The sequence below is a fragment of the Acidimicrobiales bacterium genome (assembly GCA_016794585.1).
Lineage (GTDB): Bacteria > Actinomycetota > Acidimicrobiia > Acidimicrobiales > DATDAH01 > JAEUJM01.
In genome coordinates this window covers 94,808-114,238 of record JAEUJM010000032.1, presented here as the reverse complement: position 1 = coordinate 114,238, position 19,431 = coordinate 94,808, and the positions used below count along the sequence as shown (strand labels likewise).

16 protein-coding genes are annotated in these 19,431 nt (G+C 74.2%); 3 read left to right on the top strand and 13 right to left on the bottom strand.

Features of this window, described 5'->3' with window-relative positions; all coding sequences use genetic code 11:
* Positions 1–99: 99 nt before the first annotated feature.
* The 7 genes from JNK12_16690 to JNK12_16660 form a co-directional block, all read right to left on the bottom strand.
* Positions 100–801 carry a GntR family transcriptional regulator gene (locus JNK12_16690; protein MBL8777581.1) on the bottom strand — a complete coding sequence of 234 codons (702 nt, stop codon included), beginning with the start codon at positions 799–801 and terminating at the stop codon, positions 100–102.
* Positions 802–862: 61 nt separating this feature from the next.
* Positions 863–2,476, bottom strand: a complete 1,614-nt coding sequence (locus tag JNK12_16685) for a bifunctional 3-(3-hydroxy-phenyl)propionate/3-hydroxycinnamic acid hydroxylase (protein MBL8777580.1) — start codon at positions 2,474–2,476, stop codon at positions 863–865.
* The gene (locus JNK12_16680; GenBank protein MBL8777579.1) at positions 2,473–4,107 is read right to left on the bottom strand and encodes a long-chain fatty acid--CoA ligase; all 1,635 of its coding nucleotides are present in this window, start codon (positions 4,105–4,107) and stop codon (positions 2,473–2,475) included. The genes JNK12_16685 and JNK12_16680 overlap by 4 nt, the downstream gene beginning before the upstream one ends.
* Positions 4,107–4,889, bottom strand: a complete 783-nt coding sequence (locus JNK12_16675) for an ABC transporter ATP-binding protein (GenBank protein ID MBL8777578.1) — start codon at positions 4,887–4,889, stop codon at positions 4,107–4,109. The genes JNK12_16680 and JNK12_16675 overlap by 1 nt, the downstream gene beginning before the upstream one ends.
* Positions 4,886–5,683: an ABC transporter ATP-binding protein gene (locus JNK12_16670; protein ID MBL8777577.1), complete on the bottom strand. Its 798-nt coding sequence runs from the start codon at positions 5,681–5,683 to the stop codon at positions 4,886–4,888. The genes JNK12_16675 and JNK12_16670 overlap by 4 nt, the downstream gene beginning before the upstream one ends.
* Positions 5,680–7,689 (bottom strand): ABC transporter permease, encoded by a 2,010-nt coding sequence (locus JNK12_16665; GenBank protein MBL8777576.1) that lies wholly within the window; start codon positions 7,687–7,689, stop codon positions 5,680–5,682. Before JNK12_16665 ends, JNK12_16670 begins: the two co-directional genes overlap by 4 nt.
* Positions 7,690–7,702: 13 nt before the next feature.
* Positions 7,703–9,016: an ABC transporter substrate-binding protein gene (locus tag JNK12_16660; GenBank protein MBL8777575.1), complete on the bottom strand. Its 1,314-nt coding sequence runs from the start codon at positions 9,014–9,016 to the stop codon at positions 7,703–7,705.
* 126 nt (positions 9,017–9,142) lie between these two features.
* Between JNK12_16660 and JNK12_16655 the strand changes: the two genes are divergently transcribed.
* Both JNK12_16655 and JNK12_16650 read left to right on the top strand, forming a co-directional pair.
* Entirely contained in the window at positions 9,143–9,988 is an 846-nt protein-coding gene (locus JNK12_16655; GenBank protein MBL8777574.1) for a fumarylacetoacetate hydrolase family protein, read from the top strand.
* Positions 9,985–10,884, top strand: a complete 900-nt coding sequence (locus tag JNK12_16650; protein ID MBL8777573.1) for a VOC family protein — start codon at positions 9,985–9,987, stop codon at positions 10,882–10,884. The genes JNK12_16655 and JNK12_16650 overlap by 4 nt, the downstream gene beginning before the upstream one ends.
* 25 nt (positions 10,885–10,909) lie before the next feature.
* Here JNK12_16650 and JNK12_16645 read toward each other — a convergent pair whose 3' ends face one another.
* A complete protein-coding gene (locus JNK12_16645; protein MBL8777572.1) occupies positions 10,910–11,578 on the bottom strand; it encodes a response regulator transcription factor in 669 nt (222 codons plus the stop codon).
* Positions 11,575–12,729, bottom strand: a complete 1,155-nt coding sequence (locus JNK12_16640) for a PspC domain-containing protein (protein ID MBL8777571.1) — start codon at positions 12,727–12,729, stop codon at positions 11,575–11,577. The genes JNK12_16645 and JNK12_16640 overlap by 4 nt, the downstream gene beginning before the upstream one ends.
* Positions 12,730–13,006: 277 nt before the next feature.
* Between JNK12_16640 and JNK12_16635 the strand changes: the two genes are divergently transcribed.
* Entirely contained in the window at positions 13,007–14,527 is a 1,521-nt protein-coding gene (locus tag JNK12_16635) for a PspC domain-containing protein (GenBank protein MBL8777570.1), read from the top strand.
* Between the two features lie 70 nt (positions 14,528–14,597).
* Here JNK12_16635 and JNK12_16630 read toward each other — a convergent pair whose 3' ends face one another.
* The 4 genes from JNK12_16630 to JNK12_16615 all read right to left on the bottom strand — a co-directional run bounded on the left by JNK12_16630 (position 14,598) and on the right by JNK12_16615 (position 19,409).
* Positions 14,598–15,296: a fasciclin domain-containing protein gene (locus JNK12_16630; protein MBL8777569.1), complete on the bottom strand. Its 699-nt coding sequence runs from the start codon at positions 15,294–15,296 to the stop codon at positions 14,598–14,600.
* Positions 15,297–15,442: 146 nt separating this feature from the next.
* Positions 15,443–17,185: a molybdopterin-dependent oxidoreductase gene (locus JNK12_16625; protein ID MBL8777568.1), complete on the bottom strand. Its 1,743-nt coding sequence runs from the start codon at positions 17,183–17,185 to the stop codon at positions 15,443–15,445.
* A gap of 141 nt (positions 17,186–17,326) precedes the next feature.
* Positions 17,327–18,421: a DUF2332 domain-containing protein gene (locus tag JNK12_16620; protein MBL8777567.1), complete on the bottom strand. Its 1,095-nt coding sequence runs from the start codon at positions 18,419–18,421 to the stop codon at positions 17,327–17,329.
* A gap of 40 nt (positions 18,422–18,461) precedes the next feature.
* Positions 18,462–19,409 (bottom strand): patatin-like phospholipase family protein, encoded by a 948-nt coding sequence (locus JNK12_16615; GenBank protein MBL8777566.1) that lies wholly within the window; start codon positions 19,407–19,409, stop codon positions 18,462–18,464.
* Positions 19,410–19,431: the final 22 nt, after the last annotated feature.

Sequence of the window (19,431 nt, the reverse complement as noted above, 5' to 3'; positions counted from 1 at the left end):
CACCGAAACCCTTTCTACCCAGCGGTTACGTGATTCATGCACCGAGATCCCGGTCGAGCGCGCCCCTCACGGAGCAGGGTCCTCGCCCTGCCCTGGCCGTCAGGCGCCGGCCGTGAGCTCGGAGGCCTCGATGGCGTCGATCGATCCCGCCAGCAGGTCGGCCGTCCTCTGGAGGTGCTCGGTGAGGAGCCGGACGGCGAGGTCGGCGTCGCGGGCCAGCGCGGCGTCGCAGATGGCCTTGTGCTCGTCGGGGGTGGCGCGGGGCCGTTCGCGTCGGGGCAGCAGGCTGGACCAGTAGCGGTAGAGCTCGGAGGCGTCGTAGAGCTGGCGCCGGAGGCGCTCCAGGATGGGACTGCCCGCCGCCGACGTGAGCGCGGCGTGGAACGCACCGTGTGCCGCCATCCAGTCGGTGTTCCCGGTGCCGTCGTCCAGGAACATCGGCGTCGCCGAGAGCCGGTGGTGGGCAGCCACGAGGTCGGCCTCCCAGCTGACGTCCCCTTTGGCGATCGACTCCCGCAGCGCCAGCGTCTCGAGCTGGACGCGCACCCAGGTGAGGTCCCGGAGGTCCTCCAGGGACACCGGGCGGACCCGGAACCCCCGTTGGGGCGATGCCTCGACGAGGTCCTCGGACGCCAGACGGGTCGTCGCCTCGCGGACGACGCTCAGGCTGACGTCCTGCTGCTCGGCGATCTCGTTGAGCTGCAGCCGCTCGCCGGGCAGGCGGCGTCCGAAGAGGATGTCCTCGCGCAGCGCGGCGTGGACCTCTTCGACGAGCGAGCGGCCTCGCCGGGCGCGTGCCATGTGCGGAAGCTCCTCGAATCGACGGACGGGGACGAAATCGATCCTACGGGCCGGCGCAGGGTCAGCGACCGGCCGGGGCGGCGAGCACGTCGCGCAGGGCGGCCAGCAGCCCGTCGACGTCGGCGGCCGCCGGCGCGGTGCCGAACACGGCGAAGTCCGGGCGTTGGAGCGCGGCCACGACGCCGTGGGTGGCGAACCACGACCCGTAGGTGCCGTCGACGTCGACGACGGTGGTCGCGGCCGCGCTCGGCTCGGAGCCGGGCGCGGCCCCGGCGCGGTCGCCGGTCAGCCCGGCCGCGCCTGCCGCCACGACCGTCACGACGGCGCCGCCGAGGTCCTCGAACCACCGGGCCAGGGCCGGGTCGAGCCCGTCGGCCACGCCCGGCTCGCTGATGACGAGTCGCCAGCCGCCGCCGACCACGTCGTCGAGCAGGGCCCGGCGCCCGCCGGCCTCGACCTCCGCCTGGAGGAACAGCTCGCCGGCCTGCGGCGTGCCCGCCAGGACGACGCCGTCGGCGATGCCGGGGAAGGGGGGGATCTCGGAGACCGAGCCGTCGAACACCGCGGTGAAGGCTTCGTCGCGGGCGGCGGCCTCGTCGGGGTCGGTGACGCAGATCAGCCCACCCATGTCCATGGCCACACCGATGACCGCCTCCATGTTCGGGGCGCGCTCGATGCCGTAGGTGTCGAGCAGCGCGTCGGGCGCCATCCCGCGGAGCACGGCGTCGAGCTTCCAGGCCAGGTTGGCGGCGTCGCGCATCCCGGCGCACATGCCCTGGCCGGCGAACGGCGGGGTCTGGTGGGCGGCGTCGCCGGCGAGCAGCACCCGGCCGCGTCGCCACTCCTCGAGCCAGCGGGCCTGGAAGCGGTAGACGGCGTGGCGCTCGAGGGTGCAGTTGTCGGGCCGGGCGTCCCACGGCTCGAGCAGGCGCCAGGCCATGGCCTCGTCGTCGAGCTCGACGGCGGTCTCGCCGGGCAGGGCCATGAACTCCCAACGCCGGCGCCCCGGCCCGCCCGAGACGACCGTCGTGGGACGCGCCGGGTCGCACACCTGGAAGTTCACGGGGTCGTAGACCCGCGGCTCGTCGAACACCACGTCGACGATGAGCCAGTCGTAGAAGAAGGCCTTGTCGACCATGGCCAGGCCGAGCAGGTGCCGCACCGTGCTGTTGGCCCCGTCGCAACCCACGACGTAGCGGGCCCGCACCGGCTCGGACCGGCCCACGCCCTCGCTCTCGACGAGCACGGCGCCGTCCTCCTCGACGAGGTTGGTCACCGCCACACCCCGGCGCACCTCGACCGACGGCAGCGCGTCGACCCGGTCGAACAGCACCTGCTCGAGCTGGGGCTGGGAGAACATCGACGACTGCGGCCAACCCGACAGCCCGCGGCCGACCCGGCCGACCCGCATCAGCGGGCGCCGGTCGGCGGTGAGGAAGTCGTAGACCTCGGCCGGCTCGACGATGGCCGACACCTCCTCGGCCACCCCGCACGACTGGAGGATGCGGTTGATCTCGTGGTCGAAGTGGACCGCCCGGGGCAGCGGGTACGGCTCGTGGTGGCGCTCGAGCACCACGACCCGCCGGCCCTGCTGGCCGAGCAGGATGGCCAGCACTGCGCCGACCGGGCCGTAGCCCACCACCGCCACGTCGTAGATCTCGGGCTCGTCGCTCATCGTCCACCCTCCTCGCGCACGATCGCCAGATCGCCATCCTCGTGCGCGCGCCGCAGCGCGCGCTTGTCGAACTTGCCCACCGAGGTCCGGGGGATCGCCTCCACGAAGGCCCAGGACTCCGGCAGCTGCCAGCGGGCGAACCCGTCCGCCAGCGACGCCTTCAGGTCGCCGGGGGTGACGTCGCCGTCGACCACCACGCAGGCCAGCGGGCGCTCGTCCCACCGGGGGTCGGGGATGCCGATGACGGCGGCCTCGACCACGCGGGGGTGGGCCATGATCGCGTTCTCGAGCTCGACCGAGCTGATCCACTCGCCGCCGCTCTTGATCACGTCCTTGGCCCGGTCGGTGATGGCCATGAAGCCGTTGGGCGTGACCGTTCCGACGTCGCCCGTGCGCAGCCAGCCGTCGTGGAACTTCTCGGCCGCTGGGTCGTCCCAGTAGGCGGTGGTCACCCAGGGGCCGCGCACCTCGAACTCGCCGACCGCCTCCCCGTCCCAGGGGAGGGGCTCGCCTCGGTCGTCGACGATGCGCAGCTCGACGCCGGGCAGGACCCGGCCGGTCCTGGCCCGCCAGCCGAAGTCCTCTTCGCTGCCCTCCACCACGGCCGGCGGCGGGTGGGCGACCGCGCCGATGGGCGACATCTCGGTCATGCCCCAGCCCTGCAGCAGGCGCAGCCCGTCCCGCTCGGCGAACCGCTCCATGAGCGAGCGGGGGACGGCGGCGCCGCCGCAGACGACCGCCCGCAGCGACGAGAGGTCGAGCTCGTGGTCGTCGCCGTAGCGGTAGATGTCCGACCACACCGTCGGGACCGCGGCAGACAGCGTCGGGCGCTCGGCGGCGATGAAGCGGACCAGGGGCTCCGCCTGGAGGAAGCGGTCGGGCAGGTGGAGGTCGGCACCCGAGAGGAACGCCGCGTAGGGCAGGCCCCAGGCGTTGGCGTGGAACTGCGGCACGATCGTGAGCACGGCGTCTCCCGGGGCGAGCCCGAGAACCGCCGGCGTGCACACCGCCAGCGAGTGCAGGAAGGTCGAGCGGTGCGAGTAGGCGACGCCCTTGGGGTCGCCGGTGGTGCCGCTCGTGTAGCACATGGCCGCGGCGGCCCGTTCGTCCGGCTCCGGGTAGGCGAACCCCGGCGCCTCGGCGGCGAGCAGCTCCAGGTAGCGGTGGACCGGCTTGCCGGTGGCCTCGAGCGGGCCGGCGTCGCCGGCGCCCACGACGATCCACGCCTCGACCGTCGTGAGCTGGTCGGCGACGGCGCCGATCACGGGTACGAGCGAGTCGTCCACCAACACGATGCGGTCCTGCGCGTGCCCGACCACGTAGACGAGCTGCTCGGCGGAGAGCCGGATGTTGAGGGTGTGCAGGATCGCTCCCATGCACGGCACCGCGAAGTAGGCCTCGAGGTGCTCCTGGTTGTTCCAGAGGAAGGTGCCGACCCGGTCGTCCTCGCCGATGCCGAGGCGGGTGAGGGCAGCGGCGAGGCGGTCGGCGTTGGCGGCCACCTCGGCGTAGGTGGCGCGCCGGCAGCCCTCGCCGGTGAAGGTCACGCACTCGGCGCCGCCGTGGACCGTGCGGCCGTGGCGGAGGATGGCGTTGACGGTCAGGGGCAGGTCGCCCATGGTCGCGGGGATCATCGGTGCGCCTCCTCGGCGGCGGGTGGGATCGAGCGGTGGGTCGGGGCGCCGGCGGCAGCGTCCGGTTCGTCCGGCACCTCGTCCACCTCGCCCAGGTAGCTGGCGTGCAGGAGGGACACGTCGTCCTGGAGCGACGCCGCGGTGCCCTCGAGCACGCACCGCCCGTGGCGCAGGACGTAGGCCCGGTCGGCCACGGCCAGGCCGAGGTGCACGTGCTGTTCGACGAGGAGGACGCCCGCACCCTGCTCGTCGGCGACCCGGCGCACGATGGGCAGCAGCCGCTGGACGACGACTGGCGCGAGCCCGAAGCTCAGCTCGTCGATGAGGAGCAGGCGGGGCCGGCACTGGAGCGCCCGGGCGATGGCCAGCATCTGCTGCTGGCCGCCGGACAGGAGCCCGGCAGCCACGTGGCGACGGTCGGCGAGCTCGGGGAACACCTCGAACGGGTCGGTGTCCGAGCGCCGGCGGCGGCCGACGAGGGCCAGGTTCTCGCGCACCGTGAGCTTCGGGAAGAGGCCGCGGTCGTCGGGGACGAGCACGGCGCCGCGGCGGGCGACCGCCGGGGCGGGCCGGCCGTCGAGGCGCTCGCCGTCGAGGCGGACGGACCCGGCGATCGGGCGCAGCGTGCCCGTGAGGGTCAGCAGGGTGGTCGTCTTGCCGGCGCCGTTGGCGCCGAGCAGCGACACCACCTCACCGGCCTCCACCCGTAGCTGCAGGTCCCGCACGACGACCGAGTCGCCGTACCCGCTGGTCAGCCCGTCGACCTCGAGCAGGCTCATCGCTCCCCCGTCCCACCCGCGGTGTCCGTGCCGGTGAGGGCGTCGTCGCCCAGGTAGGCGGCGATCACCCGCTCGTCGGAGCGCACCGCGTCCGGCGGTCCCTCGACGAGGACCCGGCCGAAGTCGAGGACGATCACGTGGTCGCACGATCCCAGTACCAGGCCCATGTCGTGGTCGACGAGGAGCACGGTGACCCCGGCGTCGACGATGGCCCGCAGGTGCTCGCCGAGGGCGAGGGTCTCGGTGCTGTCGAGGCCGGCGGCGGGCTCGTCGAGCAGGAGGAGCCGGGGGTGGGCGGCCAGGCCGCGGGCCACGCCGACGAGGGTCCGTTCGCCCTGCGACAGCTCGGCGGGCAGTGCGTCGGCGGCGTCGGTGAGGCCCAGAAGGTCGAGGGCGGCGTCGATGGCCGACTCGTCGTCGTGCCAGCGCGGGGCGACCAGGTCGCCGAGCGACTGCCACCACGTGCGCCGGTTGGCCGCGGCCCGGAGGTTGTCGCGGACGGTGAGGTCGTCGAAGAGCTCGATGGACTGGAACGTGCGGATCAGCCCGAGGCGGGCCCGCCGGTACGGGGCGAGGCCCCGGAGCTCGCGACCGTCGAAGGTGACCGAGCCGTCGGCCTGGGGCAATCCCCCCGTGACGGCGTCGATACAGGTGGTCTTCCCGGCGCCGTTCGGCCCGATGAGGCCGACCAACGTGGCGGCGGGGACGTCGAAGCTCACGCCGTCGACCGCGGCGACGCCGCCGAAGGCCACGTGCAGGTCGCGCACCGCCAGCAGCGGCGCCGAGCCGGTCACGCCTCGCTCCCGGCGAGGGCAGGGGCAGCCGGCCCCGACGACGGGACGGCGGGCACGCGCACCGACGCCGGTGGTCGCTCCGTCCGCCGCCGGCGGGCAGCGGCGAGGCCGTCGGGATTGAGCACCGCGCTCACCACCACGCCGAGGCCGGCGATCAACGGCTGGTACCGGCCGAGCTCGAACCACCGCTCCAGGGCGGTGAAGCCGAGACCACCCGGGGCCAGCAGGAAGCCGGCGACGAGCACGCCGGGGATGGTGGCGATGCCGCCGATGTAGGCGATCGACAGCAACATCAGGCTCACGAAGATGGAGAAGCTCTCCGGGGAGAGCCGTCCCTGCTGGTAGCCGATGAGCCCGCCGGCCACGCCGGCGACGAAGGCCGACAGGGCGAAGGCGAGCAGCTTGGTGGCGGCGGCGTTGATGCCGATGGCGCCCGCGGCCCGCTCGTTCGAGCGGACCGCGAGGCAATGAGCACCGGTGGCGCTGCGGCGCAGGTTGACGGCGAGGACCGCGAGCAGCACGAACACAGCGAGAGCCACGAGGCCGAACACGATCCGGGGGTAGTCCGCCGGCGCCGACCCGTTGATGCCCACGTCGAGCCCGAACAGGTCCGGCGCGGGAACCGAGACGCCGGCCAGCCCGCCCGACACCGTCTCGCTGCGGAACACGAAGGCGTCGAGGGCCACGCCGGCGCCCAGGGTGACGATGGCCAGGTTGATCCCCCGGATGCGCAGGGCGGGCAAGCCGATGAGCAGCCCGATGGGGACGGTCACGAGCCCCGCGACGAGCAGGCCCACCGGGAAGGGCAGGCCGATCGCGTCGAGCAGCTTGGCCAGCGTGAAGCCGCCGATCCCGGCCAGCGCGGCCTGGGCCAGCGAGACCTGGCCGACGAAGCCGGTCAGCACCACGAGTGAGAGGCAGACGCAAGCCGTGATCAGGCTCTGGATGACCGCGGCCCGCCACCCCGCCTGCGTCACGACCAGCAACAGGGCGGCAGCCGGCGTGAACACCGCGAGGGCGAGCCACGGCCGCTGCGGGAGCGGCGCCCGGGGCAGCCGGCCCTCGGAGGACTCGCCCCGGGTGGGCAGGCCCGCGCCCCGCACCAGCATGGCGCCGACGATCACGAGGAAGGGCAGGACCTCGGCCACGCCCTGCTGGGGGAACCAGTCCCACGTCGTCGCCGCGTCCACGCACAGCGACTGGCCGATGCCGATGGCCAGGCCCGCCACCGCGGCGACGAGGAAGGACGAGAGCCCGGCCACCAGCACGGCGGCGAGCGCCGGCACGATGGCCAGCGTCAGGGTGCTCGGCGTCAGCGAGGTGATGGGCGCGGCGAGTACGCCCGCGAGTGCGGCCAACGCCGAGGCGAGCGCCCAGTTGGCGACCTCGCTGCGGATGGGCCAGAGACCGAGCAACGCCGCCGCCCGCTCGTTCTGCGCGGCGGCCCGGGTCACCACCCCGAAGCGGGTGAAGCGGTAGAGCAGGGTCAGGCCCACGGCGAGGAGCACGGCGATGCCGGCCACGAGGAGGCGGTCCTGGCCGACCGAGGCACCGAGCACCTCGACGTTCCCCCCGGCGAACACCGGCGGCGTCGGTCGGGCCGAGGTGCCGAAGTGCAGGACCGCTACCGCCTGGAGGGCGAGCATGAGGCCGATGGAAGCCACGACCTTGGCCAGCGCGGGGGCGTGGCGGAGCCAGCGGAAGATCGCCGCGTGCACCACCACGCCGAGCAGGGCGCCGTAGACCAGGGTGATCGCGAGCGCCGGCCCGAGGGCGAGGCCCCCGTCCGCCAGCGGGAGCCGGTGGGGCAGGCCGATCACCGGCAGCACCAGGTCGCCCGTCGTGCGCAGCTCCGAGAAGCAGTAGGCGCACAGCATGGCCATGGCCCCGTAGGCGAAGTTCACGACGTTCGACGCCTGCCACTGCACGATCAGACCGACGGCGAGCAGCGCGAAGACCGCGCCGGCGCCGAGGCCCAGCAGTGCGTAGAGGACCAGGTCGCTCACCGGAGGGCCGCCGTCACCCGAGGTCGATGTCGGCGGTGCCGTCGAACCAGTCGCCGCCGACGTCGACGACCTCACCGTCCTGCACCTGGAGGATGCGCTGGCCGGTGACGCACACGGACGGCGCCAGCGAGATGGGCTGATCGCAGGAGATGGGTCGGCCCATGAAGTTGGGCACGTCGCGGGCCTCGGCGAAGGCACCGGCGAGTGCCGCCGAGTCGACGCCCTCGGCACCCAGGTCGTCGATGACGGTCTTGAGGTCGACGATGCCGGCGAAGGCGTTGCTGGCGAACTCGGACAGCGGCACGGCCTCGTCCTGGCCGTCGACGACGCGGCGGTAGGTGGCGACCTGCTCGTCCGCCTCGGGCTCGTAGGGGTTCAGGAACGAGAAGCCGACGAGCACGTCGGTCGCCGCGGCGCCGGCGGTGTCGAGCACCTGGGGGCTGGCGCAGATGCCGGGCACCAGGAGCGGCACGTCGGGCGCCACCGAGGCGTGGGCCTGGAGCACCGGCACGCACAACTGCTGGGGGACGACCGCGACCACGGCGTCGGGGTCGCCCTGGGTGGCGGCGGCCATCTGGGACGAGGCGTCGGAGGCGCTCACCGCGAGCGGCACCGTGTCGACGACCGTGGCGCCGTTGGCCTCCGCCACCGAGCTGACCGTCGAGTTGATGACCGGCGCGGCGGGGATGTCGACGTAGATGACGCCGAGGTCGGTGGCGCCGCCCTCGGTGGCCAGGTACTTGGTCCAGCCGGCGGGGCCGGAAACGGCATCGAGGCCGACGGTGTAGGCCTGCTCGGAGAGGACCAGCTCGGGGGTGACGGCGGCGGGCCCGATGAGGGGCACGCCCGCCTGCTCGATGATGGGGACGCTGCCCGAGGTGCCGAGCTCGGACTGGCCCACGAACGCGACCGGGTCGGACTCGAGGAGCTGGTTGGCACAGGCCGACGACTGCTCGGGCGAGCCGTCGGTCACGCAGGTCTCGAGCTGGAGAGGCCGGCCGGCGGCGCCGCCGAGCTCGGTGTTCACGTAGTCGACGGCGGCCTCGGCGGCGAGGCGGGCGTCGGGGATGGCGGCGGGGCCGGACTCCTGGCTGACCATGGCCAGGACGATCGGGTCGCCGGTGGGCGCCGGCAGCGTCGTGACCGTGACGTCGGTGGCGACGGTGTCGTCCGTGAGCGACGAGGTGGACGCGCCGTCGGAGGCGCAGGCACCCAGGGCCAGGACGGCGGCGCAGCCGGCGACCGCGGCGGTCAGGCCCCGACGCGCGGCAGGGCGGCGGGTGGTGCGACGACTGGTGCTTCGGCGACTGGGCTGGCGAGCGGCCATGTGGGTGGTCTCCTCCCCCTCGGGTGACGTGACTCTGAACACCACAGACCGATTTGTCAAGAAGAAATCGATTTACAGATCCAAGATCGGTGGTTAAGGTCTGTCCGTCGCCACAGGAGGAGACCCATGAAGCTCGCCAACCACCGAGGACGCCTCGTCCTCGTCGCCGACGACGGGGTGATCGACGTCGAGCAGGCCTCCGAGGGCCGCTTCGGCGCCGACCCCCAGGCCGTGTACGAGGAGTGGGAGGCGTTCCGCGCCTGGGCCGCCACCGCCACCGGCATCGCGGTGGCCTACGAGCCCGCCGATCTCGGCCCACCGGTCCCCCGCCCCCGCCAGGTGTTCGGCATCGGGATGAACTACGCCGCCCACGCCGCCGAGGCCGGCGTCGAGCCCCCGGGCTTCCCGCCGACGTTCACCAAGTTCGTCACCTGCCTCACCGGCCCGGTCGCGACGGTCGCCCTGCCGACCGAGTTCGTGGACTGGGAGGTCGAGCTCGTCGTGGTGATCGGCACCCCCGCCCACGACGTCCCCGTCGGCGAGGGCTGGCGTCACGTCGCCGGCGTCACCGTCGGCCAGGACCTGTCCGAGCGCATGGTGCAGCTCCGGCCGCCCGCCCCCCAGTTCAGCCTGGGCAAGTCCTTCCCCGGCTTCGGCCCGACCGGCCCGTGGGTCGTCACCACCGACGAGCTGGTCGACCCCGACGACCTCGCCCTCGGTTGCACCGTCAACGGCGAGGAGGTGCAGAAGAGCCGCACCTCCGACCTCATCTTCCCCGTCGACGCGCTGGTGCACCACCTGTCGTCGATCACCCCGCTGCTCCCCGGGGACCTGATCTTCACCGGCACGCCCTCGGGCGTCGGCGGGTCCCGGACGCCGCCGCGCTTCCTCGCCCCCGGTGATGAACTGGTCTCGACCGTCGAGGGCGTCGGCACGCTGCACACCACCTTCACCGCCAAGGAGGCGTCATGACCACGGACCGCAATGAACTGGCCTACCTCGGCCTCGACCTGGCCGACCCGGCTGCGATGGACGACTTCCTGGCCGACGTCGTCGGCCTCGTGCGCGGCGAGCGCACCGCCGACGGGCGCTCGGCCTGGCGCAACGACGACCGGGTCCACCGCATCCTCGTGGGCGAGGGTGAGGCCAACGACGCCGCCTTCGTCGGCATCGAGGCACCCGACGCCGCCGCCTACGCCGCCGCGGTCGACCGGGCCCGTGCCGCCGGCGCCACGGTCACCGAGGGCGACGCCGCCACCCTGGCCGCCCGCGGGGTGACCGCCCTCACCCGGGTCGAGTCACCGTGGGGCATCCCCTTCGAGCTCGTACACGGCCTCGCCACCGCCGCCGAGCCGTTCACCTCCGACCTCGTGCCGGGGGGCTTCGTCACCGACGGCGTCGGGTTCGGCCACGTGGTCTTCGTGGTGGAGGACCTCGACGAGGCGGACGCCTTCGCCCGCGAGGCCCTCGGGCTCACCCAGTCGGACTGGCTCGAGACCGACCTGGGTGGCCTCCCGCTGACCGTGCGCTTCTACCACTGCAACCCGCGGCACCACACCCTGGCCCTCGGCACCCTCGGGATGGCGCTGCCCCAGAAGATGCACCACGTCATGGTCGAGACCGTGTCGCAGGACAACGTGGGCAGGGCCTTCGACCGGGCCTGGGCCGCCGGCCTGCCCATCGCCAACGCCCTCGGCAAGCACGACAACGACCAGATGTTCAGCTTCTACGTGGTGACGCCGGCGGGCTTCCAGCTCGAGTTCGGCTACGGCGGGCGCACCGTCGACGAGCCCTGGACCGACGACCGCCGCTACGACCGCATCAGCGAGTGGGGCCATCAGCCCCTCCAGTCCCCGCTGCACACCTGAGCGGCGTCGGCGCTCCCGGCCGCGGTCAGAGCATGCGGCGCTCGGCGGCCCACCGGGTGAGCTGGTGGCGGTTGGAGAGCTGGAGCTTGCGCAGGACGTTCGAGGCGTGGGTCTCGACGGTCTTGGTGCCGATGTAGAGCTCGGCGGCGATCTCCTTGTAGGCGTAGCCGCGGGCCAGCAGGCGCATGACCTCGAGCTCACGCGGGGTGAGCAGGTCGAGCTCGGGGTCGGTGGGCGCCACCGTCGGCGTGGCCCGGAACGCGTCGATCACGAAGCCGGCGAGCAGCGGGCTGAAGACCACGTCGCCCTCGGCCACCCGCTCGATGGCGGCCGTGAGCTCCGCCGCCGAGATGGCCTTGGTGACGTAGCCGCGGGCGCCGGCGCGGATGACGGTGACGACGTCCTCGGGCGCGTCGGACACCGACAGCGCGAGGAACCGGGGGTGCTCCTCGTTCGCCGACCCCGATGCCGACGACGCGGCGGCGGCGCGGACGCCGGCGATCACCGCTGGTCCACCCCCGGCGGGGAGGTGCACGTCGAGCAGCACCACGTCGGGCTCGGTGGCCCCGATACCGGTCACGGCCTCGGGCACGGTGCCGGCCTCCCCCACCACCTCGACCCCGTCGCCGAGGCCCGCCCGCACGCCGGCTCGGAACATGGCGTGGTCGTCGACGAGGAACACGCGGATGGTCATCGGGGCATCCTGACGGTCACCTCGGTGCCCGCGCCCGTCGAGGACTCGACGGTCGCCTCACCACCGTGTCGCTCCATGCGGTCGACGATCGAACCCCGTACGCCTTGGCGGTCCGGCGCGACGGCGTCGAGGTCGAACCCGCAGCCCCGGTCGCGCACGTAGGCGACCACCGAGGTGGGCTCGACCTCGGCGTAGACCGACAGCGTGTCGACGCCGGCGTGGCGGGCGGCGTTGGCCATGGCCTCGCGCGCCGCGGCCATCAGGGCCTGGAACCGCTCGTCGAGGTCGAGGTCGCCGACGACCACCACGTCGACGGTGACGGCGTACGCGTCCTCCACCTCCGCGGCGGCGGCGCGGAGGGCGTCGCCCAGGCGCCCGGCCGCACCCGGCGCCGCGGTCGAGCCGCTCCCGGCGGGGCCGCCCTCGGCGGGATAGAGCAGGGCCCGCAGCTCGCGCTCCTGGCTGCGGGCGAGTCGGGTGACCTCCCGGGGCGAGTCGGCGTTGCGCTGGATGAGGGCGAGGGTCTGGAGCACCGAGTCGTGGAGCTGCGCGGCGAGGTTGGCCCGCTCCTGCGACCGGATCCGCTCGCGCCGCTCGTCGCCGAGCTCGGTCACCATCCGGACCCACCACGGGCCGGTGATCAGCCCCACCCCGACGAGGGTGATGACCACGGCCAGCAGCCCGTCGCGGAGCGCGGCGACGTCGGCGCCGGCCAGGGCCGCGGCACAGCCGACCACCACGAGGGCGACGCCCACCACGACCCGGGCCAGCCCCCAGCGATCGTCGGCCGACGCGGTCAGCGACGTGCGCGACAGCTCACGCCACCGCTCGCGCTGTCCCGCACCGGCCTGGCGCCACAGCAGGGCAGCGCCGACGCAGCCGATGGCGGCCGGGATGAACAGGTCGCCGAGGGGCGACACCCACGTGGAGGTGGCGAGGACGACGAGGCCGGCGGTGACGGCGACGACGTACTCGAACGCGGACATGCCCCGGCGACCGTCCGAGCGGGGCGCGGCGGGAAGCACGATCCAGAACACGGCGTAGAGCACGACGCCCAGCCCCCCGCCGAAGGCTGCGGCGATGAAGGCGAGACGCACCGCGACCGCCGAGATGCCGAGGTGGTCGGCGATGCCGCCGGCGACCCCGCCCACCAACCGACCCCGACCCCGCCGCTCCAGTCGTGGGGGCGGCCCGGACGCGGCCGAGTCCGCCGGCCCACCGACGTGAAGGGGGTCGCCCCCCGGAGGCGGGTCCACGACGGGCGGGCCCACGCCAGGGGGCTCGACGGGGGCCGGCATCCCCCCATGATCGCCCCTCGGCCCCCGCAGCGCCTCCGGGGCGGCCCCGGAAATCACCCCGGGGCATCTCAGGGTCGAATCAGGGTCCTGCCCGATGGGCAACGCCGCCGGGGTCGTCCATGCTCGAACCGTGAGCACCATCACCGACGACCCCACCCTCCCGCAGCCCCCCGACGACGGCGACGGTGACCGCGCCGACGGCGGACCCGGGGACGGGGCGCCCGTCGACCCGTCGGGCACGCGCCCGCTGCGCCGCAGTGCCGACGACCGGGTGCTCGTCGGCGTGGCCGGCGGGCTCGGCCACCACTTCGGCGTGGACCCCGTCCTGTTGCGCATCCTCTTCGCGGTCACCGCCTTCTTCGGAGGCATCGGCGTGCTCGCCTACGCGCTCGGCTGGGCGCTGCTCCCGGAGGAGGGCGCCGTCGACCCGCCGGTGGACCGCCTCGTCGAGGACCTGCGCCACCGCGGCGTGGCCCTCTGGATCCTCCTCGGCACCCTCAGCGTCCTGTTCTGGATCTTCGTGCTGCCGGACTGGTCCCCGTTCGGGCTCGGGCCCATCGCCATCGCCGTGGTGATCATCGCCATCGCCCTGTCGAAGCGGGCCCCGGCCTCGACCGGCCCCACCGACCCGAACGCGCCTGCGGGCCCGACGGCGCCAACCCGCCCACTCGGCCCGACCGACCCGACCCAGCCCTTCGCCCCGATCGCACCCCACCAGGACCCGACTGCGCCCCAGCCGGCGTCGCAGACCGCGCCCGCACCCGCGGCGGTAGGCGGGCCGGGGTACCCCACCGGGTACTCGGTCGCCGACCCCACCCAGGCCTTCGGCCCGCCGCCCGAGCCTCCCGACGTCCGCCGCTGGGAGGCCCAGGCCCGGGTCATGACCGCTCGCACCGCCGCCCGCGAGTCCCAGCGCGCCGCCCGCCAGGAACGCCGCGCCCGGATGGCGCCCGCCCGCTGGGGTTCGTTCGGCGCCCTGGTGGTGACCCTCGGGGTGCTCATCGCGCTCGACGCCACCCGCGGCATCCCGATCTCCACCTACGGCTGGGCGCTGGTCGCCGTGGGCCTCGTGTCCCTCGTGGTCGGCGGCCTGTTCCGGCGGACCCCCTGGCTCAACGTCCTGTGGGTGCTCGTCGGCCTGTCGATCATCGCCACCTTCGGCACGAGCGCGGCCAGCCTGTCCGACGGCACCGGCGACCAGTTGCTGGTCCCCCGCTCGGAGGACGCTCTGCCCGACGAGGTCCGCCTCGCCTTCGGCCGCACCACGGTGGACCTCACCGAGCTGCCCGCCGGCGCCGGCCGCGGCCACACCATGGAGATCCACCAGGCCGCCGGCGCCATCGTGCTGCGCGTCCCCCAAGGCATGCGGGTGGCCATCCACGCCGGCGTCCACCTCGGTGCGGTGACGGTGGACGAGGTGGCCCAGGTCGGCGGCGACGAGGACGGGGGCCGCCAGTTCGACGAGGGGCCGACGGGTCTCGACGTCTTCACCGTCGACGCCCACCTCGCCGTCGGCAACATCGAGATCGACCACGTGTCGCCCGGCGAGGAGCGGGCCCGGGAACGGCCCACCCCGCCCGACCCGGCGGGGGCGCCCGAACCCACCACGCCTCCCGTTCCGACGGTCCCGTCCGGCGACGGCACCCGCTGACCCGGCCGGGGACGCGCTGCGGCGCCGGGCCGAGGGCCCGGCGCCGCAGCACCCCAAGGGGGAGGGTCGATCAGCCGACGCTGGGCGGGACCATCACCGAGTCGATGAGGAACACGCTGGCGTTGGCGGTCTCGATGTCGGGCACCTGCACGGTGGCGGCGCCGTCGTTGAGGGAGATGGTGTCGCCATCCACCTCGATGGGCAGCGTCTCACCGGTGAAGGTGGTCAGCTCGGTCATGCCCTCGAGGTCCTCGGAGGTGAGGCGCTCGGGGATGACGTGGAAGCCGAGCACCGTGGTGAGCAGCCCGGTCGGGTCGTCCATCGCCGCCTGGAGGGTGGCCTCGTCGAACTCGGCGAAGGCGCAGTCGGTCGGGGCGAAGACCGTGAGGGCCTCGGCGCTGTTCAGGGTGTCGACCAGCTCGGCGGCGGTGACCGCGGAGACCAACGTGGTCAGGACGGGGTTGCTCGAGGCGGCGGTGCCGACCGGATCGTCGGTCATGCCGGCGAGGGTGCCCTCGTCCGGGCCGGACTCGACGGCCTCGACGAGGCCGTCGGTGTCACAGATGGCAGCGGAGTCGGCGGCCTCGGTGGCCGAGTCGTCGGTCGCCATGGTGTCGTCGGAGCTCTCGTCCGAGCCGGCGGCGGCGGTCGTCTCCGTGGTGTCGCCCGACGACGCCGAGTCGCCGTTGTCGTCGCTGCTGCAAGCGGCGGTCACGAGACCGAGCGCCAGGAAGAGCCCCAGGAAGCGGAGCAGGTTGGTGCGGAACATTGGTTTCACCTTCGTGTTGAGGGTTGATGGGTGTTGGGGGTTGGTTGGTGCTGCGGGTGGTGCCTTGGGGGTGCTGCTTGGTGTTGGGGGTGCTGCTGTGGGAACTCGCCCGTGGGGCGAGAGGGGGGTCGTCCGGCGGCGGGGGGTCATGCGGCCTGGACGATCACGAGCTTCGATTGCCAGCCGGTGGCGCCATCGGGGAGGGGCTCGCTGCGCTCCTCCGGCATCAGGGCGCCGTCGGCGTCGGTGGCTCGGCAGGTGATGCGGGCCGAGCCCGGTCGGGGGTTCCAGCGCAGGCGCCACTGCCGCCACGTCTCGGCGGTCAGCTCGGGCGCCAGCTCGGCCTCCCGCCAGGGCCCGTCGTCCACCCGGACCTCGACCTTGGCGATGCCGCGGGTCTGGGCCCAGGCCACGCCGGCGATGTACTGCTCGCCGGTGGGCACGGCGGTCCCGGTGCGGGGCACGTCGATGCGGCACTGGGTCTTGATGGGGGCCTCCTGGGCGTAGCCCCGGGGCACCCAGTAGGCCTCGAAGTCGTCGAAGGTGGTCAGCTCGATCTCGCTGAGCCACTTGGTGGCGGAGACGTAGCCGTAGAGGCCGGCGGTGATGAGTCGGGCGGGGAACCCGTGCTCGAGGGGCAGGGGCTCCCCGTTCATGCCCACGGCCACCAGGCAGGTGCGCCCGTCGCCGACGGCGCTCACGGGGAACCCGCAGGTGTACCCGTCGACCGAGCGGCCCACGAGCTGGTCGGCGGCGGGGTCGCCGCCGACCTCGTCGAGCAGCCGCTGCACGGGGACGCCCAGCCACCGGGCGTTGCCCACGAGATCGCCGCCGACCCGGTTGGAGACGCAGGTCATGGTCACGTCGGCCTCGACGAGGCCGAGGGCGCAGAGCTCGTCGAAGGTGAGGGTGAGCTCGTCGTCGACCATTCCCTTCACGGCGAGGGTCCAGCCCTCGACCGGCACCTGCGGCACGGTCAGGGCGGTGTCGATGCGGTAGAAGTCGGCGTTCGAGGTGCGAAAGGGGGTCATGCCCTCGACGTCGACCCCGTGACGGGCGGCGAGGGGGGCGAGCGGCTCGGCGGCGGCCGGCAGCACCAGCTCCCGCCGGGACTGGACGGCACTGAAGCGCTCGCGCAGCGCCCGGCCCCCGGCGGCCGCGAACCCGGCGAAGGCCACCAGGCCGGCGGACACGAGCAGGAAGCGGCGGCGGTCCAGGCCGACCCCGGCGCCGGCGGCGATGCGCGCACCGCCGACGCCGAGGGACGGGTCGGGCTCGGGACCGTCGGGGTGCACCGGCTTCTCCCCTGCCACGGGAGCGCTCGAAGGGGCGGCGCCTGGGTCGGCGGGGTCCGGGTCGGCCTGCGCCGCCGCGGTGGCCGCGCCGCCGGCGGCGGCCGGGACCGTCGACGTCGTGGCGGCCCGGCCCGGCAGTACGGCACGACCCTGGAGGAAGCGCAGGGTCACGAGGCCGACGGCGCCGGCCACGAGCGAGGGCACCACCGCGACGAGCGGAGCGCCGGCCACCTGGAGGGCGGCGGTGGCGCCCACGAGGGCGAAGCCGGCGAACGCGACCACCCCGGCGAAGGGGCGCCGGCAGCTGAGCAGGCCGACCACCAGGCTGATCACGGTCAGAGCGGCGAGGATGCCGATGATCAGGGCGAGCTTGTCGTTCTTCCCGAAGACCTCGATGCCGAACCTGGTCACCGACGAAGGCGCCTTGTCGATGACCACTTCGGCCACGACCTCGACCGGCGAGCGCCACGAGCGGACGAGCCCGGTGGTCAGCTCCGCCGCGCCCAGCCCGACCGCGGCGGCCAGCAGGCCGCTGGCCGCGCACCGGAGGCGGCGGTGACCAGCCGGTGCGGCGTCGTGGTCGTCGTGGGGCACGGTGGGTCTCCGGAGCCACCCCCGTTCCCGGATGACCGCGTCCTGCCCTCGGTGTCGGTGGCCACGGTCCGACCGATCACCGACGACCCGCGGTCGTCGACCGCCGGCGCCGCGCTGCCCCGCGCCGGTGGTGCGGTCCTCCTACCCGGTCGCCCGCCAGTCGAGCGTCTGGCCGTGCGGGTGGGTGTAGCCCAGCAACTCGGGGACGACGAGGCCGTCGTCGTAGGTGACCAGCCCCAGCACGCTGCACTCGACGCCGAGGTCGTCGCTCGGCGGGCCATCGCTCGGGATGGCCGCGACCACACCCTGGGACTCCGCACTGATCCAGGCCACCGGCCGCGAGCCGGCGATCGAGGCGATTGCCAGCGCTTCCTGGAATCCCGCCCGCTGCTCCAGCGAGAAGTAGCCCACGACCCAGGTGGTCGTGACCACGGCGACGGCGTCGTCCGGGAGCTCGGCGATCACCTGACCCACCTGTTCGACCGCGTCACCCGGCACCAGGGTGAGCGGGTGACGTCGGGCCTCCTCCAACGCCCGCCGGGTGCGGGCGAGGCGGCCCGTGTCGGGCCACACGCATGCCAGCTGCCACCGGAATTGGTGGGGGTCGTGGACGTCGGTGGGAGCGAGGTCGAGGCCGAACCGTGCGGCGATGGCCGGTCGAGCCTCGGCGATCGGTGGCCGCCCGGCCAGCACCTCGCAGTGCAGCTCGACCGCGGCGTCGGCGGGGCCCGTCACTCCCCTCGACCCGTAGTCCATGCGGTAGCGGTCGCCCAGGAGGTTGAGGCCGGCGCTGCAGCCGACGTCGACGTGGCCGAGGGGCACGCCGAGCCGCTGCGACACCAGGGTGAGCGCCGGGCCGATGACCGCCGACCGTCCCACCTCGTTCGTGTTCACCCGCTCGGTGGCGAGCAGTCCGAGGATCTGGTCGCGGTGCTGGAGGCACACGTCGACGAAGAGGGCGCCGGGATCCGCGTCGGTCCCGGTGCCGGCCCCGGCCTCGGGCTCGTCGCCGGCGGCGTAGACCGCCGCCAGCGGGTGGTCGAGGCCATCCAACAACAGGTAGTGGACCGCGGCGAGCAGCAGCAGCGGATTGTGGCCCCGCGGCGGCGCCTCGGACACCAGGTCCAGGACCTCCTCGCGCTCAGCCACCGTCCGACAGATCCGGTCGTACAGCGGGGAGTACCCACGACAGGAAGTGTCGGCGACGTACCGCCAGAGCGCGGCGAGATCGCTCATCGAGGCATCGTGGCACGGGCCGCCGCCCGGCGCCGCCTGTTCAGGCCCAGGCGGCGGCGATGGCCTCGGCGTCCTCGGCGGCCTGCGCGGCGCCGTCGGCCCGAGCGGCCGCCACCTGCGCAGGGTCCATGAGCACGTCGGAGTCCACGCTGGCCGGGCCCCGCAGCAGCACCTGCGTGCCGGTGGCTTCGAGCGCGGCGATCTCGCGACGCTGACCGCCGGCCGGGTTGGTCATGCCCGCTTGGTCGTCGGGCGCGTGGGCGGCCAACGAGATCACCAACGCCCGGCCGGCCCCGGCGGCCAGGTCGGCGTGGATGCCGGTGCCGCTCACCCCGCCGTCCATGGCCCGGCGATCGTGCAGCGGTTGGGGCGAGAAGATCCCCGGCACCGAACTGCTGGCCGTGGCCGCCCGGGCCACCGAGAGCCCCGAGGCCTGGGTGACCACGAGGCGCTCACCGGTGTAGGCGTCGACCGCGGTGGTGTGCAGCGCCGCGGGCCACCGTCGCATCCCGAGCACGGCGCGCATCGAGCGGCGGGACCGGTCGGGGGGTGGAGCCTGCGCCGCCAGCGCGGCGTGGCCGATGGCGGTGATGGTGGCCGGTGCCGCGTCGGTGGCGTTGCCGAACAGCTCGAGGGCACGCTCCTGGCTGGGGTGGAGCTCGCCCTCCCCCGCGAGCGCGCCCACCAGACGGGGCACCTTGGCCAGGAACTCCACCTCGGCGGCGATGCGGCGCAGGTGGCCGGCGCTGACGATCGAGGCCACGAGCGACCCTGCCGACGTCCCGATCACCCGGCTGGCCTTCGCCACGGGGATGCCCCGCTCGGTGAGGGCGTGCAGGTAGGCCACCTGCCACGCCACGAACCACAGCCCGCCGCCGCCCAGCACCAGGGCCCGCTCGTGGCCGGCGCCGTAGCGGGCCTCGAAGGAGATGGGTCGGGCCAGCGCCGCGGAGGCGTCCCCCGACGAGTCGTCCGCCTCGTCCACCATGGCACCGACCCTACGACAGCCG

What these genes read in the sequence shown, in the direction of transcription:
- JNK12_16690 (MBL8777581.1), bottom strand. Translation starts at nt 801, where the DNA reads ATGGCACGCGCCCGGCGAGGCCGCTCGCTCGTCGAAGAGGTCCACGCC.
- JNK12_16685 (MBL8777580.1), bottom strand. Translation starts at nt 2,476, where the DNA reads ATGAGCGACGAGCCCGAGATCTACGACGTGGCGGTGGTGGGCTACGGC.
- JNK12_16675 (MBL8777578.1), bottom strand. Translation starts at nt 4,889, where the DNA reads ATGAGCCTGCTCGAGGTCGACGGGCTGACCAGCGGGTACGGCGACTCG.
- JNK12_16660 (MBL8777575.1), bottom strand. Translation starts at nt 9,016, where the DNA reads ATGGCCGCTCGCCAGCCCAGTCGCCGAAGCACCAGTCGTCGCACCACC.
- JNK12_16655 (MBL8777574.1), top strand. Translation starts at nt 9,143, where the DNA reads ATGAAGCTCGCCAACCACCGAGGACGCCTCGTCCTCGTCGCCGACGAC.
- JNK12_16650 (MBL8777573.1), top strand. Translation starts at nt 9,985, where the DNA reads ATGACCACGGACCGCAATGAACTGGCCTACCTCGGCCTCGACCTGGCC.
- JNK12_16645 (MBL8777572.1), bottom strand. Translation starts at nt 11,578, where the DNA reads ATGACCATCCGCGTGTTCCTCGTCGACGACCACGCCATGTTCCGAGCC.
- JNK12_16630 (MBL8777569.1), bottom strand. Translation starts at nt 15,296, where the DNA reads ATGTTCCGCACCAACCTGCTCCGCTTCCTGGGGCTCTTCCTGGCGCTC.
- JNK12_16620 (MBL8777567.1), bottom strand. Translation starts at nt 18,421, where the DNA reads ATGAGCGATCTCGCCGCGCTCTGGCGGTACGTCGCCGACACTTCCTGT.
- JNK12_16615 (MBL8777566.1), bottom strand. Translation starts at nt 19,409, where the DNA reads ATGGTGGACGAGGCGGACGACTCGTCGGGGGACGCCTCCGCGGCGCTG.